Source organism: Streptomyces lacrimifluminis (genome assembly GCF_014646095.1).
Classification (GTDB): Bacteria; Actinomycetota; Actinomycetes; order Streptomycetales; family Streptomycetaceae; genus Streptomyces; species Streptomyces lacrimifluminis.
This window is the reverse complement of the sequence record NZ_BMMU01000002.1, coordinates 455964-474856: the sequence shown is the minus strand read 5'-3', so window position 1 is coordinate 474856 and position 18893 is coordinate 455964. Positions and strand designations below refer to the sequence as shown.

Annotated in this window: 10 protein-coding genes and 1 pseudogene; 3 read left to right on the top strand and 8 right to left on the bottom strand. The window is 70.3% G+C overall.

Annotated elements, in window-relative coordinates:
* Nucleotides 1-225 precede the first annotated feature (225 nt).
* A pseudogene (locus IEY89_RS05120) lies at nt 226-653 on the top strand (ISAzo13-like element transposase-related protein); the annotation flags it as partial.
* A gap of 154 nt (nt 654-807) precedes the next feature.
* On the opposite strand, the gene IEY89_RS05115 reads toward IEY89_RS05120, so the two are convergent.
* Complete coding sequence (locus tag IEY89_RS05115; RefSeq protein ID WP_189146032.1) at nt 808-2286, bottom strand: non-reducing end alpha-L-arabinofuranosidase family hydrolase; 1479 nt, start codon at nt 2284-2286, stop codon at nt 808-810.
* 905 nt (nt 2287-3191) lie between these two features.
* Between IEY89_RS05115 and IEY89_RS05110 the strand changes: the two genes are divergently transcribed.
* Nucleotides 3192-4622 carry an endo-1,4-beta-xylanase gene (locus IEY89_RS05110; RefSeq protein WP_189146031.1) on the top strand — a complete coding sequence of 477 codons (1431 nt, stop codon included), beginning with the start codon at nt 3192-3194 and terminating at the stop codon, nt 4620-4622.
* A 31-nt stretch (nt 4623-4653) separates the two neighbouring features.
* On the top strand, nt 4654-6030 hold the full coding sequence (locus IEY89_RS05105; RefSeq protein WP_373287192.1) for an RICIN domain-containing protein: 1377 nt from the start codon (nt 4654-4656) through the stop codon (nt 6028-6030).
* Between the two features lie 494 nt (nt 6031-6524).
* Here IEY89_RS05105 and IEY89_RS05100 read toward each other — a convergent pair whose 3' ends face one another.
* From IEY89_RS05100 to IEY89_RS05070, 7 genes are all read right to left on the bottom strand, one after another.
* On the bottom strand, nt 6525-9809 hold the full coding sequence (locus tag IEY89_RS05100; RefSeq protein ID WP_189146030.1) for a family 78 glycoside hydrolase catalytic domain: 3285 nt from the start codon (nt 9807-9809) through the stop codon (nt 6525-6527).
* Between the two features lie 80 nt (nt 9810-9889).
* Nucleotides 9890-12694, bottom strand: coding sequence for a family 78 glycoside hydrolase catalytic domain (locus IEY89_RS05095; RefSeq protein WP_189146029.1), 2805 nt, complete (start codon nt 12692-12694; stop codon nt 9890-9892).
* A 471-nt stretch (nt 12695-13165) separates the two neighbouring features.
* Entirely contained in the window at nt 13166-14002 is an 837-nt protein-coding gene (locus IEY89_RS05090; RefSeq protein ID WP_189146028.1) for a phosphatase PAP2 family protein, read from the bottom strand.
* The gene (locus IEY89_RS05085; protein ID WP_189146027.1) at nt 14003-14956 is read right to left on the bottom strand and encodes a YihY/virulence factor BrkB family protein; all 954 of its coding nucleotides are present in this window, start codon (nt 14954-14956) and stop codon (nt 14003-14005) included. It abuts the gene before it with no gap.
* Entirely contained in the window at nt 14957-16705 is a 1749-nt protein-coding gene (locus tag IEY89_RS05080) for a bifunctional phosphatase PAP2/diacylglycerol kinase family protein (protein WP_189146026.1), read from the bottom strand.
* Nucleotides 16706-17290: 585 nt separating this feature from the next.
* Nucleotides 17291-17710, bottom strand: a complete 420-nt coding sequence (locus tag IEY89_RS05075) for a TOBE domain-containing protein (RefSeq protein ID WP_189146025.1) — start codon at nt 17708-17710, stop codon at nt 17291-17293.
* A 92-nt stretch (nt 17711-17802) separates the two neighbouring features.
* Nucleotides 17803-18891, bottom strand: a complete 1089-nt coding sequence (locus IEY89_RS05070; RefSeq protein ID WP_229695055.1) for an ABC transporter ATP-binding protein — start codon at nt 18889-18891, stop codon at nt 17803-17805.
* Nucleotides 18892-18893 lie beyond the last annotated feature (2 nt).

Genomic DNA, 18893 nt, shown 5'->3' with positions numbered 1-18893 from the left:
GTATGCCGACGACGGTGTCCACCAGTCGGGTGGCGATGTCGATCGGCCTGCGCCCGGGCCCTGACGGGTACCGGCATTCACGCCGACTTCGAGGAGGCCGCGGATGACGCCGCTTCCCGATATCCCGCGCGGTGGGGTACGCGGGTACGGGCTCTGACACCGGAGCGGTCAGGGCTCGCCGGGAAACGAGTCGCGGCTTCCAGCTGTGCGGCTCGTTGCTCTGGCATGGGGAGACCGGAGGGGACCGAGGCCGTCCTGGCTGCGAAGTTCCAGGTGTTGTTGCCGCACCTCGACGAGTGTCAGCGTCGGATGGCCGTATGGGCGGAAGCGCTGTCGCTGGGGGATGGTGGGATCAGGCTCGTCGCTGCCGCGGCTGGGGTTCGGGAGGGCACGGTCTTGCGCGGAGCGGCTGAACCGGATTCTGGTCAGGCTCTGTTGGAGCGGGTCCGTCGTCCTGCTGGGGCCGGAAGAAGGCTGTGGACCTTGATCCGGGACCGCGGCCGGCACTGCTGGCGTTGGTCGAGCCCGACGAGCGGGGCGGCCCGATGCCGCCGCCGCGGTGGACGACGAAGCCGACCCGGAAGCCGGCAGCGGAGCTGACCAGGCAGGGCCACCGCGTTTCCGCCGACACGGTCGCCGGCCTGCTGCGGGAGGTTACGGGATGGCCCTCGGGCTCGTGAACGTGGCCCCGGCACCGCTTTCTGTCGCCGCAGGGGCGCTGACGTTGTCGCGTGACCCTGGCGGGCTCGGCCTTCCGCCGAGCCCGCCACGCCGGCTCCCTACCGGTGCCGGACTTGTGTCACGCCGTCAGCGCTGCAGTGTCAGCAGACCCGGACGGTACGGCCAGTGGCCGTACTCGCCGCCGGAGTTGGGGCTGCGTCCCTGGTAGAGGAACTGAAGGTTGCACGGATCGACGGTGAAGGTCTGATCGGCGCCGGCGCGGACCAGTTCGCCATGGCTGATGTCGTTGGTCCAGGTGGCGCCGCTGTTGGCCTTGCCGGCGAAGGGGTTGCTCTCGGTCGCGGCCTGGGGTGTCCATGAGCCGTTCAGACTGGTGGCCGTGAACGAGCGGAAGTAGCGGCCCTGCGAGCCGATCGCCTCGACGATCATGAGGTAGCGGTTCTGGCCCTGCAGCTTGTAGACCTGCGGGGCTTCGAACAGGTTGTTCGTCGTATCGCTCATGATCGTGGTGTAGCTCGAACCGAAACTGCTCGGGAAGTTCCCGATCGGCATGCTGGCCCGGTAGATCTTGCCGTTGTCACCGGCGAAGAACAGGTACATGTTCTGGCCGTCGGCGATGAGCGTCTGGTCGATGGGGCCGGTGCCGGAGCCGGTGATGCTTCCGGAGAAGAGCACCTGCTGTGCGGACCAGCCATTGGGGTTGGAGGGGTCACTGGACGTCCGGTAGGAGAAGGCGCTCCCACCTCCCCACTGGTAGGCCATCACCCAGATGTTCTTCGGCGCGAAGTAGAAGAGCGTGGGTGCCACGACGGAGTTCGACATCGTGTTCTGGCTGGCCGAGGCCATCTCCGGCCAGTTGCCGAACAGGCCGAAGTTCATCGAACCCCAGCCCACTCCCGTTCCCGGGGCGCCGTGCGTCGTCGCATAGACGAGATGCCTGCCGTTGTAGGGAACGACGGTGAAGTCCTTGAGCGAGGCCCACCCGGACTTGGGCTGCGCCAGCGCGCCCGTTGATGTCCAGCGGTATGTCGACGGAAGATCGCACGTGCCGGGGGTGCCGCCGCCGACCTTGACGAACTGCCACTGCTGGTTGGTGCCGCCCCAGTCGTCGTACTGGACGATGTTCGCGTTGTCGGCGGTGGAGCCGCCTTGTACTTCGAGGGCCCTGTTGCTGTGGCGCGCGATCAACCTCACGTGGCCGTCCGGGCTGTCGGCCAGCCGCCACTGCTGGTTGGTGCTGTTCGTGTCGGTCCACTGGACGATCGCGCCGCCGTTGGCGGTGGACCCGTTCTGGACGTTCAGCACCTTGCCCGAGTGGCGGGACTTGACGCGGTAGTAGCCGCCCCCGGAATCGACGAACTGCCACTGCTGCTGGGCCTGGTCGTTCCTGGCCCACTGGGTGATGCGGGCGCCGTCGCCGGTCGCCATGTTGTAGACGTCCAGGGCCTTGCCGCTGTTGCGGTTGACCAGCACATACGAGGCGTTGGGGTCTACGGTCGCCGCGCCGGCGGGCTGGGCACCCAGGAAAGTAGCCACGAGCAGCAAGGGCGCAAGGACGGCGAGTAAGCGTCTTGGGCGGACGGGGGACGGATGGCGAAACCACATCGGAGGGCCTCCTTTTTTTGGGGGTGAGGGGACCCCGATGAACCGCCGGAGCCGGACGGGCCGGGGACAGGGAAAATCTCGAAAGTTTCGAAGAATTCCCGGATGCTTTGACGCCACAAGCTAGGAATGTAGGGCCATCTGGTCAAGGCCTGGCGCTGATCTGTCCACAAACAGCGCCTCCCCTTTGGGCTTGGCAAGCTGTCGCGCCGATCGGATTCCTCTCCCGAGTCCGCGGATGCGGCTCGCCGGTCCAAGGCCTCCGAGCGGCGGAGGGGAGCCGAGTGACAGCTTCCGCGCACTCGTTCCGGCCCGGCTCTACGGCATCCCTCATGGCGGCGCCGAGGGTGCGCCTTCCGGCTCACCGGGTTCCGAAAAGTTTCGGTCGAGGAGTCGAAACTTTTTCTGCGGGGAGTATTGACGATCCATCGTCAACGCCTCAATCATCCCTGTCTGAGCAGCCGGCCAGAGAATTCGAGATATCGAACCATTCCGGCCCTGGGGCGATCTGTGCCGCACGGCAGATCCACGCACACCGCACGACAGTTCCGCGCACCAGAGCACCTGCGCCACCCCGTTTCGTTCCGGCGAGGATCGCACCAGCGTGTCCTGGCTCTTCGCGCAGTGGAGAGGTGCGCGACGCCGGGTGGCGGTCTCCCGGCTGAGCCGCGATGGAGGACCCCGATGCCTGTGCCGACACACCGCCGCCGACCGGCCGCCGTACCTCACCCGAGGGCCGACCGGGTGCCGTCCGTGCCGGTCGGGAGCGTCCCGGTCCCATGACCGCGATGTCCGGCGATTCCGTGCTGCCCGGGTTCCGGCCCGCCCGTCCGTCCGCCGAGGGGGAGCGGACGACGCGTTCCCCCGCGCTTCAGTCCTTCCGTGATGTCTATCTTGGAGGCACAGTCATGGGTTCGTATGCCCTTCCCAGACCCGCTGTCCGCCGGAGGATCCGCAGCCTGCTGCTGGCGCTGGTCGTCGGCGCCCTCGCTGCGGTCGCCACACTGGTCGCGCCGCCGACCGCACACGCCGCCGAGAGCACGCTCGGCGCCGCGGCGGCGCAGAGCGGCCGCTACTTCGGCACCGCCATCGCGTCGGGCAGGCTGGGCGACTCGGCGTACACGTCGATCGCGAGCCGTGAGTTCAATTCGGTGACGGCCGAGAACGAGATGAAGATCGACGCCACCGAACCACAGCGGGGCCAGTTCAACTTCACCGCCGGTGACCGCGTCTACAACTGGGCGGTGCAGAACGGCAAGCAGGTGCGCGGCCACACCCTGGCCTGGCACTCCCAGCAGCCCGGCTGGATGCAGAGCCTCAGCGGCAGCAACCTGCGCCAGGCGATGATCGGCCACATCAACGGCGTGATGGCCCACTACAAGGGCAAGATCGCCCAGTGGGACGTCGTGAACGAGGCGTTCGCCGACGGAAGTTCGGGAGCCCGGCGCGACTCCAACCTGCAACGCACCGGCAACGACTGGATCGAGGTCGCCTTCCGCACCGCGCGCGCCGCCGACCCGGCCGCCAAGCTCTGCTACAACGACTACAACGTCGAGGACTGGACCTGGGCCAAGACCCAGGGCATGTACCGCATGGTCCGGGACTTCAAGCAGCGCGGCGTGCCGATCGACTGCGTCGGCTTCCAGTCGCACTTCAACAGCGGCAGCCCCTACAACAGCAACTTCCGCACCACCCTGCAGAACTTCGCCGCCCTCGGCGTCGACGTGGCCATCACCGAACTCGACATCCAGGGCGCCTCGGCCACGACCTACGCCAACGTGACCAACGACTGCCTGGCCGTCCCGCGCTGCCTCGGCATCACCGTCTGGGGTGTGCGCGACACCGACTCCTGGCGACCGGGGGACACACCGCTGCTGTTCAACGGCAACGGCAGCAAGAAGGCCGCCTACACCGCCGTCCTCAACGCACTCAACGGCGGCTCCACCACGCCCCCTTCGGATTCCGGACCGATCAAGGGCGTCGGTTCGGGCCGCTGCCTGGACGTGCCCGGCACCAGTACCACCGACGGCACCCAGCTCAACCTGTGGGACTGCGGTAACGGCAGCAACCAGCAGTGGACGTCCACCGCCGCCGGCGAGCTCAGGGTCTACGGCAACAAGTGTCTGGACGCCGCCGGCACCGGCAACGGCACCAAGGTCCAGCTCTACAGCTGCTGGGGCGGCGACAACCAGAAATGGCGCCTCAACTCCGACGGATCCATCGTCGGCGTCCAGTCCGGCCTCTGCCTCGACGCCGTCGCGGGCGGCACCGCCAACGGCACCCTGATCCAGCTCTACTCCTGCTCGAACGGCAGCAACCAACGCTGGACCCGGGCCTGATGGCACCTGCCACCAACGAAAGGGTGAATCGATGAAGGCCTACGGTGCGGCTTCCCCCGCCCCTCCACGCAGACACCGCTGGTGGTCCCGGATCGCCGCCGTGGTGGCGGCGACCCTCGCGATCGGCATGCTCGTCGCGGTGAATCCGGCGCCCGCCGAGGCGGCGACGGTGGACACCAACGCCTGGTACGTCCTGGTCAATCGCAACAGCGGCAAGGCGCTGGACGTCTCTGGCACGTCCACCGCCGACGGCGCGCGGGTCGGCCAGTGGACGCGCAGCGACGGAACGAACCAGCAGTGGCAGTTCGTGGACTCCGGCGGCGGCTTCTACCGCCTCAAGGCCCGGCATTCGGGCAAGGTCCTCGACGTGGCCGGCGCCTCGACCGCGGACGGCGCCGCGATCCAGCAGTGGGCCGACGCCAACGGGGCCAACCAGCAGTTCCGCCTGGCCGACTCCGACGCCGGCCACGTCCGGCTGATCAACCGCACCAGCGGCAAGGCGGTGGAGGTGCAGGGTGCCTCCACCGCCGACGGCGGCAACGTCGTCCAGTACTCCGACTGGGGCGGAGCCAACCAGCAATGGCAGATGATCAAGCTGTCGTCCGGTGGTGGTGGCGGCGGTGGATGCGGCAGCACCCCGACTCTGGCGAGCGGTACGCACACGATTCAGAGCGGTGGCAAGAGCCGCAGCTTCATCCTCAGGGTTCCCGCCAACTACGACAACAGCCGCCCCTACCGGCTGATCTTCGCGTTCCACTGGCGGGGCGGAACCGCCGGCGACGTCGCCTCGGGTGGCACGAGCGGGAACGCCTGGTCCTACTACGGCCAACAGGAACAGTCGAACAACGCCGCGATCCTTGTCGCCCCGCAGGGCCTCGGCAACGGCTGGGCCAATTCGGGCGGTGAGGACATCACCTTCGTCGACGACATGATCCGGCGAATCGAGGGCGGCCTCTGTGTCAACCCGGCACAGCGCTTCGCCACGGGATTCAGCTGGGGCGGCGGTATGAGTTACGCCCTCGCATGCGGCCGGGCGAATGTCTTCAGGGCCGTAGCGGTCATTTCCGGCGCTCAGATCAGCGGGTGCAGCGGCGGCACCCAGCCCATCGCCTACTTCGGAATCCACGGCATCAGCGACAACGTCCTCGGCATCGCGCAAGGACGGTCCCTGCGCGACAAGTTCGTCGCCAACAACGGCTGCACCTCCCAGAGCCCGCGCGAGCCCGCGTCGGGCAGCCGAACACACATCACCACCACCTACTCGGGCTGCCGTGCCGGATACCCGGTCCAATGGGCCGCGTTCGACGGAGGCCACATACCCGGTCCGGTCGACGGCTCCTCCGGCGAGAGCGGCGTCACCACCTGGACCAAAGCAGAGATCTGGAGGTTCTTCGCACAGTTCCAGTGACATGTCCGCACCACCGGCTGAGTGGAGCCAGGATGATCCGGGCTCCACTCAGCCGACGTCTGTGGCGGATGAGGCGGGCGTCGCGTGTGGTGGTCAGCCCAGTCAGGCCTGTCAGCCCAGCCCGTTCGATCCGCCGCCGACGACGGTGAACGTGAAGACCGGGAGCGGTATGCCGTGTCCTCGCACCGGGGAATGATCCCTGACAGGCCGATGACGAGCACCGTTCGCCCCACCGTGGCCGCGCCGACGGGCAGTTCCGCGCCGGCCACGAACCAAGTGCTCGTCACCACCCGTATCGGCCCGACCGGTTGGCCCCCGCCGACTCCCCAGGGCCGACCACGCTGACGTAAGTGCCGTTCTGCGGGCTGGTGCGCGAACACCGGTGCCGGGGCGCGAGTTCGCGGGCCGAGGTCTGGACCCGCCGGGCCCACCGACTCGCGGTCGGTGCGCCCGGCGGAGGTCCAGGCTTGTTGTTCTCCGGAGGTTTCCTTGGCCTAGCCGAGGGTGCTGCGGGCGCCGAAGCGGTAGGAGCCCGACCCGACCTCGAACACGGCAGCCCCGTTCTCCATCCGGAGGAACCGGACTCCCTTGGCCGCCCGGGCCGGCCGCCCGCCCTCGGTGACCGCGGAACGGGACGTGGCGGGCACGTGAACCTCCGCGACGGTGTTGACCGGCACGGTCACCTTCAGGTCCAGCGTGCCGTCGCGGGTGCTCCACTTCGAGGCGAGGAGCCCGTAGACGGTCTTGAGGCTGCCGGAGCCCTCGGTCAGGCCCCCGCCGGGAACCGGAGCGATCCGTGAGCGCTTGTAGCCCGGCTCGATCGAGGAGAGACCGCCGATGTTCTGGAACATCCAGTCGCCCACGGCGCCGTAGGCGTAGTGGTTGAAGGAGTTCATGTCGACCGGGCCGAAGTCGCCGTTGGGCATGATCGAGTTCCAGCGCTCCCACATGGTGGTGGCACCGCTGGCGACCTCGTAACCCCAGGACGGGTAGTCCTTGTGGAGCAGCATCCTGTAGGCGAGGTCGTCCCGGCCGATCCTGCTCAGTGCGGGCAGCAGCAGCGGTGTGCCGATGAAGCCGGTCCTGAGGTGATGGTCGGTGAGCGCGAGCTTGGCGACGAACCTCTCGCCGACCTTCGCGACCAGTGCCGGGTCCGGGACGAGGTTCATGCCGAGGGCCATGGCGTACCCGGTCTGCGAGTTGCCCTTGACGGTGCCGTCGGCCGCGACGTACGCCTTGGTGAAGGCGTCACGGATGTCGGCGGAGAGCCTGCCGTAGTCGGAGGCCGCCGCCTCGTCGCCCAGGGCCTTGGCCGTCTCCGCCATCATGCGGGCGTTCTCGGCGTAGTAGGCCGTGCCCAGGATGCCCTGTTCGGTCGGGTCGTCCAGGTGCAGCCAGTCGTTGGTGAAGAACGTGGTGCGGCCGGGTTCGAGAAGGTCCGGTCCGGCGCTGTCGCGCACGAACTGGAAGAACTTCTTCATGGCGGGGTAGTTCTCCCGCAGGATGCGGGTGTCGTCGTACGAACGCCACACGGAGTACGGCACGGTGATCATCACGTCGGACCAGCCGACACCGCTGTCGCCGAACTGGCCCTGAGGGGTCGGTACGACCGCGGGCAGATCACCGTTGGCGTACTGGGAGTTGCGGACGTCCGCCATCCAGTGGGACAGGAACGCCCGGGTGTCGACCAGGTAGTTGGCCGTCGGCGCGAACAGGCTGATGTCTCCGGTCCAGCCCAGACGCTCGTCGCGGGCGGGGGTGTCGGTGGGGATGGACAGGAAGTTGCCCCGCTGGCTCCAGGAGATGTTGCTCACCAGCTGGTCGAGCATGGTGTCCGAGGTTTTCAGGGTCCCGGTGGACGGGAGGTCGGATCCCCACACGACGCCCTTGACGTCGGACAGCGCGGGAGGTTCGCTCACGCCGGTGATCTCGATGTAGCGGAATCCGTGCTGGGTGAAGGCGGGCTCGTAGGTCACCGTTCCGGTCTTGGCGAAGACGTAGCGGTCGGTCACCCGGGCGGTGCGGAAGTTCTCGGTGTAGAGGGTGCCGTTCTTGTTGAGCACTTCCGCGTACCGGATCTTCACCGTCTGGTCCGCTGAACCGGTGAGGGTCAGCCGGGACACGCCGACCATGTTCTGACCGAGGTCGTAGACGTAGGCGCCGGGGGTGGGCTCGGTCATCGTGCGGGAGCTGAGCACCTGGGTCGCGCGCACCGGTTCGTCGCTCTGCGGGACCAGGAGGGCGGTCCGGGACTCCACGCTCGTGGCGGGTTCCCACGTCGAGTCGTCGAATCCGGGCCGACTCCAGCCCGGCTGCTTCAGACCGGCGTCGTAGGTCTCGCCGTCCTGCAGGTCGGCCTTGGTGTAGGGGCCTTCCGCCGTGCTCCACGAACCGTCGGTGGCGATCCACTGGACCGAGCCGTCGGTGTAGGTGATGCGCAGCTTCGCCACGAGAGCGGGGGTGTCACCGTACTGACGGCTCCAGCCGATCCCGACCTTGCCGGCCCACCAGCCGGTCGCCAGGGACGCGCCGATCGCGTTGTGGCCGCGGGCGAGCAGCTTCGTCACGTCGTAGGTCTGGGACTGGATGCGCTGGTGGTAGTTCGTCCAGCCCGGGGCGAGCACCTGGTCGCCGACCGGCTTGCCGTTGATCTCCAGCTCGTAGACGCCGAGCGCCGACGCGTAGACCCGTGCGGAGGCGAGCTTCTTGACGGTCCTGGTCGCGAAGCCCTTGCGCAGCAGCGGCAGTGGCCGGACCGCGGGCTCTTTGAGGGCGTCCGTGGTGCCGGACACCACGAGGGCGGAGCCGACGATCTCACCGCCGGTGAACGGGTTCCGGTCGGCGGCGAAGTCGGCGTCGAGCAGCGTGCCGCCGTCGGTTCCGGTCACGACGGCGTCGTAGACGGTTCCCTTCTCGCCGCAGCATCCGTGGGTGCGGAAACCGATGTAGCCCTTGCCGAACGTGGTGTCCGTGAAGGTGCTGACCAGCTTGCCGTCGAGGGTCGTCCTGATGGTGCTGCCCACCACGTCGTAGCGGACGGTGTGCCGGTCGGCGAGGAGACTCGCGTTGGTGAAGCCGTACGGCGCGAGGTCCACCTCCCGCAGCACGCTGTAGTTGCCCTGGACCTGCTTGTGCAGTCTCAGCATCGGAGTCGGGCCCGTGACGTTGAACTGCCACATGTAGCCGTTGCTCGTGTCGGAGGCGCGCAGGAAGATGCCGAGGGCGGCGCTGTCGATCCTGAAATCGACCGTGGCGACGTAGTCGGTCCATGTGTCGAGTTCACTCGCGGCCTCGGGCCGAGTGATCCACTGGGCGCCGTCCCAGTCGCCGGACTTCAGCAGGCCCGTCTCGAAGTACGCGGGCGCACTCCACGGGCTCACGGCGTTCTTGTCGTCCCAGGCCCGTACGCGCCAGGAGTAGCGGGTGGCCGCCTTCAGGGCGGGACCGCCGTACCGGACGCCGACCTGGCGGTCGGACGCGACCTTGCCGGACTTCCACACGTCGGCGGTCCCCGGTGTGTGTCCGACCTGGATCTCGTACGCCTTCTGCGAGGCCGCCCGCCGGGCCGACGTCGACTGCCAGCCGAAGACCGGGTCCTCACCCGGGATGCCCAGGGGGTCCACCCGGCCGTTGGTGGTCGGAGTCGTCACGGAGAACGCGGCGGCCCGGGCCGATGAGGCGGGAGACGCGGACGCGGGCACGACCGCTGTGCCGCCGACCACGGCGAACACGAGGAAGCCTCTGAGGAAAAGGAACAGGAGCGAGCGTTTACGGAGCATGGCATCCCCAGGTGAATTGTTTGACGCCGTGATGTGCCCGCGGCGGGTGTCGCCGCGAAGCGCGTTGCGCGGTGTGGAGGTCAGTCAGTGGTACCGCTCAGCAGGGTCTCCAGAGCGGCGGTCGCGCCGGCGCCGCCGTCTTCGAAGAGGACCCTGTTCAGCAGCGCGGGCAGCTCACGTGCCGGTACGTCCAGGAAGGGCGCGAGCCGTCGGGCCAGTTGTGCGGAGTCGTCACCCATGCCGTGCCGGGTCAGGGCGTCGGCCGTGCGTCCCCAGAGGCCGGGCTCGTCCATGAGATCCCGCACGCTGACCACCTCGGACGGTGCCGGGTCGGGGCAGGGATCGTCGGTGGTCCAGGTGTGCGTGCCGTGGGCCACGGTCACGGGAGGCTGTGCGGAACCGGGCAGGTGGACGGTGGCGCGTGTGCCCACGGGGACGACGACGTCCAGGTGGAAGCGGCCGGCCTCGCGCCGCCAGCACACCGACGCCTCGCCGTACGGGGTGAGATGCGCGGCGGTGGCGTGGGTCAGGGACCGGTGCGGCAGCGGGCGCACGGTGAGCTCCCGGTATCCGGGCGCGGCGGGGGCGAGTCCCGCCACCGTGCGGTGCATCCAGTCGGCGACCGCTCCGAGGGCGTAGTGGTTGAAGGAGGTCATCCGGCCGGGATTGACGGTGCCGTCGGGCAGCATGCTGTCCCAGCGTTCCCAGACGGTGGTGGCGCCCATCGTCACGGGATACAGCCAGGAGGGGCAGCCCTTCTCCAGCAGCAGCCGGTGGGCGAGGTCGGGGCGGCCGGCGGTGGTGAGGGCGTCGGTCATCAGCGGGGTGCCGACGAATCCGGTGGCGATCCGGAAGCCGTTCGTGCGGACCAGGTCGGCGAGTCTGCGCCCGGCGGTCTCGCGCTGCTCGGGAAGGGACACCAGTTCCCACTGAAGTGCCATGGCGTACGCGGTCGGTGAGTCGCCCACGATCCGGCCGGCCGGGGTGACGAAGGCCCGGGCGAACGCCTCCCGGGTCCGGGCGGCGAGCGCGGAGTACCGTGCCTCCTCCTGCGTACGGCCCAGTACCCCGGCGGTGCGGGCGACGACGTCGGCGCAGCGGATCAGACACGCGGTGGCGACGACGTCCGTGGGGGTGCGGGCGGCGAACGGGTCGTCGGGCGGTGCGGTGGGGTCGAGCCAGTCGCCGAACTGGAAGCCGCCCGCCCACACCCCGTCGGTGGTCAGCGAGGCCGCCTTGTCGACCCAGGCGCGCGCACTGGCGAACTGCCGCCGCAGGAGGCCGAGGTCGGCGTAGCGCTCGTACAGCACCCAGGGCACCACGGGGGCGGCGTCGCCCCAGGCCGCGGCGGTCGGGGCCGGGTCGTCCAGGATGTCGGGGATCACCCAGGGGACCGCGCCGTCGGGGTGCTGGTCGGCGGCGAGATCGGCGAGCCAGGAGGAGAGGAAGCCCGCGGTGTCGAAGAGGAAGGCGGCGGTGGGGGAGAAGACCTGGATGTCGCCGGTCCAGCCGAGCCGCTCGTCGCGCTGCGGGCAGTCCGTGGGCACGTCGAGGAAGTTGCCGCGGGCGCCACGGACGACGTTCTCGTGGAACTGCTCCAGGTCCGGGTCGGAGCAGGAGAACCAGCCGGTGCGCCGCAGGTCGGTGCCCACGACCACGGCGTGCAGGTCCTCGGCCGTCAGGTCCGGCACGCCGCTGATCTCGGCGTAACGGAACCCGTGGAAGGTGAACGAGGGTTCGACGACGGACTCGGCGGCCTCCGCCAGGAGGTAGGTGTCGGTGGCGTCGGCCGTGCGCAGGGGCCTGGTGCACAGTTCCCCGTCCTCCAGGACCTCGGCGTGCCGGACCGTGACCTCCCGGCCGTCCGTGGCACCGCGCACCCGCAACCGGACCCAGCCGACGACGTTCTGGCCGAAGTCGGCGAGAGTACGGCCGGACGGCGACTGCCAGACCTTCAGCGCGGGCAGCACCTCGGTGACCCGTACGGGGGGCCCTTCCGGGGCGACGAGCCGCGCCGGATCCGCGTCCACGTCGGGCAGCACCTCCACCGCGCCGGTCGCTTCGCCGGGCGTGAACCGCAGATCGGTGCGCTGCCCCTGGTAGAGGTCGTCGGCGAGGATCCCGGTGTCGCGGGCCCGCCACTGTTCGTCGGTGCCGAACGTCTCCACCGACCCGTCGGCGTAGCGGACTTCCAGCTGGGCGAGGAGGGCGAGCCGGTCGCCGTACCGGGCGCGGGCGCCCCACCAGCCGAGACGGCCCCGGTACCAGCCGTTGCCGAGGAGGACCGTGAGGGTGTTGTCACCCTTCGCCAGCAGTGCGGTGACGTCGTGGGTCTGGTAGCGCAGCCGGTGGCGGTAGCTGGTCCAGCCGGGCGCCAGAACCTCGTCACCGATCCGGATGCCGTTGAGGGAGGCGGTGTAGACGCCGTGGGCGGTTGCGTAGAGGCGGGCCGAGGCGACCTCCGCCCGCAGCGTGACCGTCCGGACGAGTTCCGGGGCGGGCGCGTCCAGGGCACCGTGGTCGCGGGGGGTGATGAACCGGGCGCTCCAGTCGGCGGGGTGCAGCAGTCCCGTCTCCACGGTGGCGGGTGCGCTCCACTCGCTCCAGCGCCCGCCGGAGGCCACCCGTATCCGGACGCTCGCCCGGCTGCGGGGAGGCAGGGACTCGAACGGCCAGGGCACCAGGATCTGTTCGGCCGACCCGACCCGTACGACGGTGGCGCCGTCCAGCTCCATCTCGTACGCCGTCTGCTGCCAGGCGGGGTCGTCGGTGCGGACCTGCCAGGACAGACGGGGCTCCGGGGTACCGACGCCGAGTGCGTTCTCCCGGTGCTCGAACCGGACGGAGACCACCGTGGTGTCGGGTTCCGGACGCTCAAGGCTCATGCCGACCTTCGCTCCCCTGCATTGTGTGGCACGTTCTACGTTTGAAACGACTCAACCCTGAGGTGAAGAAGTCCGGCACGTCAAGAGGAGAGGTCCAGGAAAAAACCTGGCGGGTACGCGGGGGGAATTTTGGCGGTACTCGGCGCGAGTCCGAAGCCTGTTAGGCGACACGCCCGCACGGCAGCCGACGTCGGTGATGGTGACCTGCTTCGAGCCGCTTGCCGGTCGCACTGGTGCGCAGGATTGGTTCGTGGAACGTTACACGGAGTGGCCCGCCTGCCGATGCTCTGGTGGCCATCTGGGCGTGCTGCGCCCGGTCCCCTCACGGAACACCCGCCGCAGGCTCGTGCGTGCGGCGGCGCCGAGGACTCTCCGCAGCTCTTGGACTCGGCTCCGGAGCGGACGAAGGCCGGCGAACTCGCGGTCGAGGAGCCGGTTCGCGTCGTCGGTGGGCTCGCTGCTCCGTTCGGTTCAGGAATCGCTCGGGCTCGGCCGCCGGTCGCGTAGGGATCCTTCGTGATGTTCCCGGCCGGAGGGGCCGGGCTCGGGGTGGGCGTCGGTGAGTTCGGGCTCCAGGCCCTCCCGCAGGTCGGCATGTCCGCGGCCCGCGTCGCTGCGCCAGGCCTCGAAGGCCCAGGCGGTGAGGGCGACGACGGCGAGGCCCAGGAGCCAGCCGCCCACGACGTCGCTGAACCAGTGCACGCCGAGCGCGATCCGGGTGAAGCCGACGCCGAGCACGGACACGACCGCGGCGCACCAGCACAGCGCCCGCAGAGCGCGCGGCACCATGGGCAGCAGGACCAGCAGGAAGATGGCGAACGAGGTGGTCGCGGTCATCGCGTGCCCCGAGGGGAAGGAGAATCCGGGTGCGTGCGCGACCGGGTCCGCCAAGGACGGTCTGGCCCGCTCGACCACGATTTTGACCAGCAGCCCGATGAGCCCGCCGGCCACGGCCGTCACGGCGGACCAGGCGGCGAGCCGCCACGCACGTCGGTACAGCAGCCACACCGTCAGCAGCGCGACGGCCGTCCGCAGGGTGAACGGGTCCCACACCCAGTCGGACAGGAAGCGGAGGGTGTCCGTCCACGCCGGGTGTTCGAGGGCGGCCTCGTGCAACCTCCGTGCCGCACCCGCGTCGAGACGGCGCAGCGGCTGCCAGTGCCCCTCGACCAGGACGAGCAGCAGGCCGAAGGGGACGGCGGCGACGGCGGCGACGGCGGCCGAACCGAGCAGGCGGACGCCGAATCTCCGGTCGGCCGCCCGGCGGCGACGGTCACGAAGGCGCTGAGCTGTGGCGCGGACCACCATTCAGACTCCCGGGTCGGCAGTGATCGGGCCGGGCCGCATCGCCCGCGCTGCCTCCAGCTGCGCGGCGAAGGACAGTCCCAGAAAGAGTGCGATGGAGGTCAGGTAGGCCCAGATCAGCAGCGACATGAAGGCGCTGAGCGGTCCGTAGATCGTGTCGAAGGACCCGCTGATGCCCAGGTACAGGCTCAGCAGCCAGGTGAGGACCGTCCACAGCACGAGATACACGGCGGCGCCGAATGCCAGCCAGGTGTAGCCGGGCTGTCGGCGCCGGGGGGAGCGGCGGAAGATCACGCTGGCCGAGAGGAGGGCGAGCAGCAGGCCGAACGGCCAGCGCAGGATCTCGCAGACAGTCTTGGCGTCGCCGTCGAGGTCATACACCGTCACGACCGCGGCGGCCAGGTCGCCGCCGGCCACCATCGTGATGAACCCGAGGCCGAGCGGGATCCCGGCGCTGAGGGCCATCACGAGCCCGCGCAGGTACTTCCGGTGGAAGGGGCGGTCCCGTTCGTTGCCGTAGATCCGGTTGGCACCGCGTTCGATCTGGCACATCGCGGTGGTGACGTTGACCAGGGAGAAGAGCAGGCCGAACCAGAGGGCGATCTGGGCACCGTTTCCCGCACTGTGGCGGCTGCGGTCCAGCGCGTCGTCGACGACTTCGGCGCTGGGACCCTGAGCGAGCCGGTGGATGGTCAGTTCGGCGAGTCTGCCGATGTTCTCCGTGTGCAGCGCGGTGGAGAGCCCGACGAAGGCGATGGCCAGCGGGATCACCGACAGCACCGTCTGGAGGGCGAGCGCGCGGGAATGGCTGAAGCCGTCGGCGTAGCGGAACCGGATGAAGGAGTCGCGCACCAGCGGCCAGCGGCCGTAGCGGCGCAGCGCCGTCAGCGCCTCGTCGGCCGAGAGTTCGTCGCCGGTCATGTCGCGGGTCTCGGGGACCTTCGTGGCGGTGCCCATTCACTTCTCCCGGGTAGGCAGCAGGACGGTCAGCGCGCCGGGCCTGACCTCGGCGGTGAGACGTCGGCCGTGGGACACCGGGTCCCCGTCGAGTTCACGCGACTGCGGTGTGGCGAAGGTGAGTTCGGCTCGCCGGAAGGTGAGGAACTCCACCGGTACGCCCTTCGTGCCGGTGCCCTCGGGGGCGAGGTGGTCCACGGTCGTGGGCGGCGGGGTCCGCCGGTTGCCGCGCATCATGACGCCCAGGGCGCGCATCCAGCCGCCGGGACCGCGCGGATCGAGGATCAGCAGGTCGAGCAGTCCGTCGTCGGGCCGGGCCGCCGGGAGGAGGGTGAGACCGCCTTGTACGGTGCCGACGTTGGCGAGGAGCACCATGCGAGCCGTGCGGTGCAGGACGGGTGCGTCGTCGAGCCGGACCGTCAGCCTCATCCGGGGCGTACGCAGTGTGGCGATGGTGGCGAGTACGTAGGCGGGCCAGCCGACGGCCGACTTGGCGCGGTCGTCGGTGTGTTCCAGCATCGCGGCGTCGAGCCCGGCCCCGGACATCGCGGTGAAGTGGGTGGAGGCGAGGCCGTCGCCCTCGATACGGCCGAGGTCGAGGCGCTGGGGGCTGCCGGACAGTGCGGCGTCAAGGGCGGCGGAGGGGTTGAGGGGCAGGCCGAGGTTGCGGGCCAGCAGGTTGCCGGTGCCGCAGGGCACCACGGCGAGGGGTACCCCACTGCCGGCCATTGCGTCCGCGGCAGCCCTGACGGTTCCGTCGCCGCCGCAGACCACGACCAGTGTCGCCCCGTCACGGACCGCACCGGCCGCCTGGCCGGTACCGGGGTCGTCGGCGGTGGTCTCGATGAACGCCGGTGTGCCGTGGCCGTGTTGTTCGAGGACCTGCCGCAGCTTCTCGAGGGCGGCTGCGCCGGTCACCGTGGGGTTGAAGATCACGGTGGTGCTGCCGGGCACCCGCTTCCGGACCCCGGCGGTCGCGTCGTCGTGCCCGGTCCGAGGCGAGGGTACGGCGGCCACGGACCCGTCGGTGAACAGGGCACGGCCGACGATCAGCAGGCACAGGGCCCCGTTGGCCAGTCCGCCGACCACGTCCGAGGGGTGGTGCATGCCCCGGTAGAGGCGGGCGACGCCGACGGCCAGCGGCACGAGGAACAGCAGCCCGGCCAGCGGCCACCGCCACGGCCTGCGGACCCGGGACAGCACGAGCACCGCGAGTCCGGCATAGAGCGCGGTGGCCGCGCCGGTGTGGCCGGAGGTGTAGCTGGACGTGGGCGGGGAGGCGTCGAGGCGGTGCACCTCCGGGCGGGTACGGTCCACCGACTCGGTGACAGCCAGGAACACCAGCGACTGGAGCGAGACGGCGACGGCGAGGAAGACCGCCTGACGCCACATCGGCAGCCGGGGCAGGAGCACCAGACCCACGCAGCTCAGCAGGGTGATGGCGATCACCGTGAGGGTGTTGCCCGCCTCCGACCCGAGGTACGACAGGTCGGTGAGCGGGCCCGTACGGATCCGCTCGAATCCCTCGTTGACGTCGTCCTCGACCGTCAGCGGCCACACGTTCCGGGCGGGGCCCGTGATCAGGAGCCCGAAGCCCACCATCAGGGCGGCCTGGCAGACGGTCAGTGCGCCGATGCGTGCGGCGGTCCTGCCGGTACCGCGGGGGAGGACGGCCGAGTGGCCCGGCCGGACAGCTTCGGGTTCTCGCCCGGTGGCTCCTGCGGCTCTTTCCGGTACGGCGGTCGGCATCGGGGCTCCCACGGGTGGACGGCTCGCGGTGGTCTTCGGCCGGGTGGCGTTCGCACCCGATGCAGCGCCGTATGCCCCCGAAGCGGAGGCGCAGACGCTCCGTGAGGTGGGAATCCACGAACTCGCGCCCCGGACGCCCACGGAAGGTGCCTGTGGGGCACCGGCCGACGGCCCGGGGCCGGGACGCCGGCCCTCGTCACCCACCGGCGGACGGGGAGCCCACGGGGTGTGATCCCCGCCGCTGGTCGCAGCACTTCGGCGAGCTGATCGAGCGTCCATCCCGTGCGGCGGCCGACGAGTGCGCTGTCGCGCCCGCGCCACGCGTCGGCCCCGGCCTCGCGGCTGACGTTGTCTCGCCACCGTGACACGGTCCGCCGGTCGAGGGGTGAGCCGGCTGCAACTGCCGGTGGCGTAGCGGCCGGTGAGGTCCCCGAGGAGGACGAGATCGGCTGCGGCCAGGGGGAAGGGGGGAAGGGGGCAGAAGCCGTCGTCCGACCCCCAGCGGAGACCAAGTAGCCGCCTGTGACGCGGAGTTGGTCGAAACGGACTGGCCACACACCTGCCGTCCGCGTGGGAGGGCACCGCTCACCTGGTGGCGAGGGAGATCTCGGTCGACTTGATCAGGGCGACGACCGGGGAACCGGCCGCCAGGCCCAGGTCGTGCACGGCGTCGGTGGTGATCGCGGCCGTGAGGGTGCCGCCCGCGACGGCGACCTTGACGGACGACATGGCGGCGCCCGTGGTGATGTCGGCGACCGTGCCGGGGAGTTGGTTGCGGATGGAGATGCCCTCGACGACGGCTCCGGCGAGCGACACCTCCGTGGACTTGACCAGAGCGCGCACGGTGGCGCCCGCGGCGAGACCGAGATCCCCGACGGATTCCCGGGTGATCGCGGCGGTGATTTCCTGACCGCCGTCGAGGCGGACCCTGACGGTGGCCATGACCTCCCCGGTGGTGACGGCGATGACGGTGCCGGGAATCTGGTTGCGGATGCTCAGGCTCATGGCGGAACGCCTCACAGGGAAGAAGGTGCGGAATGTGAACCTCTGGGGTCTTTATGAGGCTCACGCTAGCCGGGCCGGGCGCCGGGTCCCGGTCAGGCCGGGTACGCGTGCGTCTGTGTCGCCTTGACGGTCGCCCAGACCTCGGCACCGGGACGGAGTTCGAGTTCGGCCGCGGCGACGGTGGTGAGGTCGGCGGCGAGGGGCAGTTCGCCGGTGAGGTTCGCGCGGATCCGGTCGCCGTGGGTCTCCAGGCCGGCCACCTCGCAGCGCCACAGGTTGCGCGCGCTGGAGCCGGTGGGGCGATGGCGGTGGAGGGTCACGGCGCTGGGTGGGAAGGCGACGAAGACCGGCCCGGTGAGGTCCTCGGTGGTGGTGATCGCCGGACCGGTGTCCAGCGTGACGGTGTGGCCGTCCGCCCGGCCCGGGTAGAGGTTCAGGCCCACGAGCTGGGCGATGTAGTCGGTGCGCGGGCGGCGCGCGATGTCCTGCGGCGGCCCCTCCTGGACGACCCGGCCGTGTTCGACGACCACCAGCCGGTCCGCGAGCACCATCGCGTCCAGTGGATCGTGCGTGACCAGGACCGCCACTGCCTCGAAGTCGGCGAGATGGCGCCGGAGTTGGGCGCGGACATCGAGGCGGGTACGGGCGTCCAGCGCGGCCAGCGGCTCGTCGAGGAGCAGCAGCCGCGGGCGGGTGGCCAGGGCGCGGGCGAGGGCGACGCGCTGGGCCTGGCCGCCGGAGAGCCTGCGCGGCTTGGCACCGGCCTGCTCGGCGAGCCCCATCCGCTCCAGCCACCCGGCGGCTGTCGCCCGGGCCTCCGCCTTGGTCGCCCCCTGGCAGCGCGGGCCGAAGGCGACGTTGTCGAGGGCGGTGAGGTGGGGAAAGAGCAGGTAGTCCTGGAAGACGACGCCCACCGGTCGGGACTCCGGCGGCGTATGCTCCAACTCCGCCCCGTCCAGCCGCAGATGGCCGCCGTCGAGCGGGGTGAGCCCGGCCAGTGCACGCAGCGCGGTGGTCTTGCCGGCGCCGTTCGGGCCGAGCAGCGCCACCACGTCGCCGGGCGCCGCTCTCAGCAGGACGTCAAGCCGGAAGGAACCCCGGTCGACGACGATCCGGGCGTCGAGTCCTTCTCCGGACGCGCTGCCGGAACCTGAGGCGAGGCCGGGCCTCGTTTTGTCCATGG

Coding starts and splice junctions, on each gene's coding strand:
- IEY89_RS05100 (WP_189146030.1), bottom strand. CDS start 9,809: ATGCTCCGTAAACGCTCGCTCCTGTTCCTTTTCCTCAGAGGCTTCCTC.
- IEY89_RS05110 (WP_189146031.1), top strand. CDS start 3,192: ATGGGTTCGTATGCCCTTCCCAGACCCGCTGTCCGCCGGAGGATCCGC.
- IEY89_RS05090 (WP_189146028.1), bottom strand. CDS start 14,002: ATGGTGGTCCGCGCCACAGCTCAGCGCCTTCGTGACCGTCGCCGCCGG.
- IEY89_RS05075 (WP_189146025.1), bottom strand. CDS start 17,710: ATGAGCCTGAGCATCCGCAACCAGATTCCCGGCACCGTCATCGCCGTC.
- IEY89_RS05085 (WP_189146027.1), bottom strand. CDS start 14,956: ATGGGCACCGCCACGAAGGTCCCCGAGACCCGCGACATGACCGGCGAC.
- IEY89_RS05080 (WP_189146026.1), bottom strand. CDS start 16,705: ATGCCGACCGCCGTACCGGAAAGAGCCGCAGGAGCCACCGGGCGAGAA.
- IEY89_RS05070 (WP_229695055.1), bottom strand. CDS start 18,891: ATGGACAAAACGAGGCCCGGCCTCGCCTCAGGTTCCGGCAGCGCGTCC.
- IEY89_RS05095 (WP_189146029.1), bottom strand. CDS start 12,694: ATGAGCCTTGAGCGTCCGGAACCCGACACCACGGTGGTCTCCGTCCGG.
- IEY89_RS05115 (WP_189146032.1), bottom strand. CDS start 2,286: ATGTGGTTTCGCCATCCGTCCCCCGTCCGCCCAAGACGCTTACTCGCC.
- IEY89_RS05105 (WP_373287192.1), top strand. CDS start 4,654: ATGAAGGCCTACGGTGCGGCTTCCCCCGCCCCTCCACGCAGACACCGC.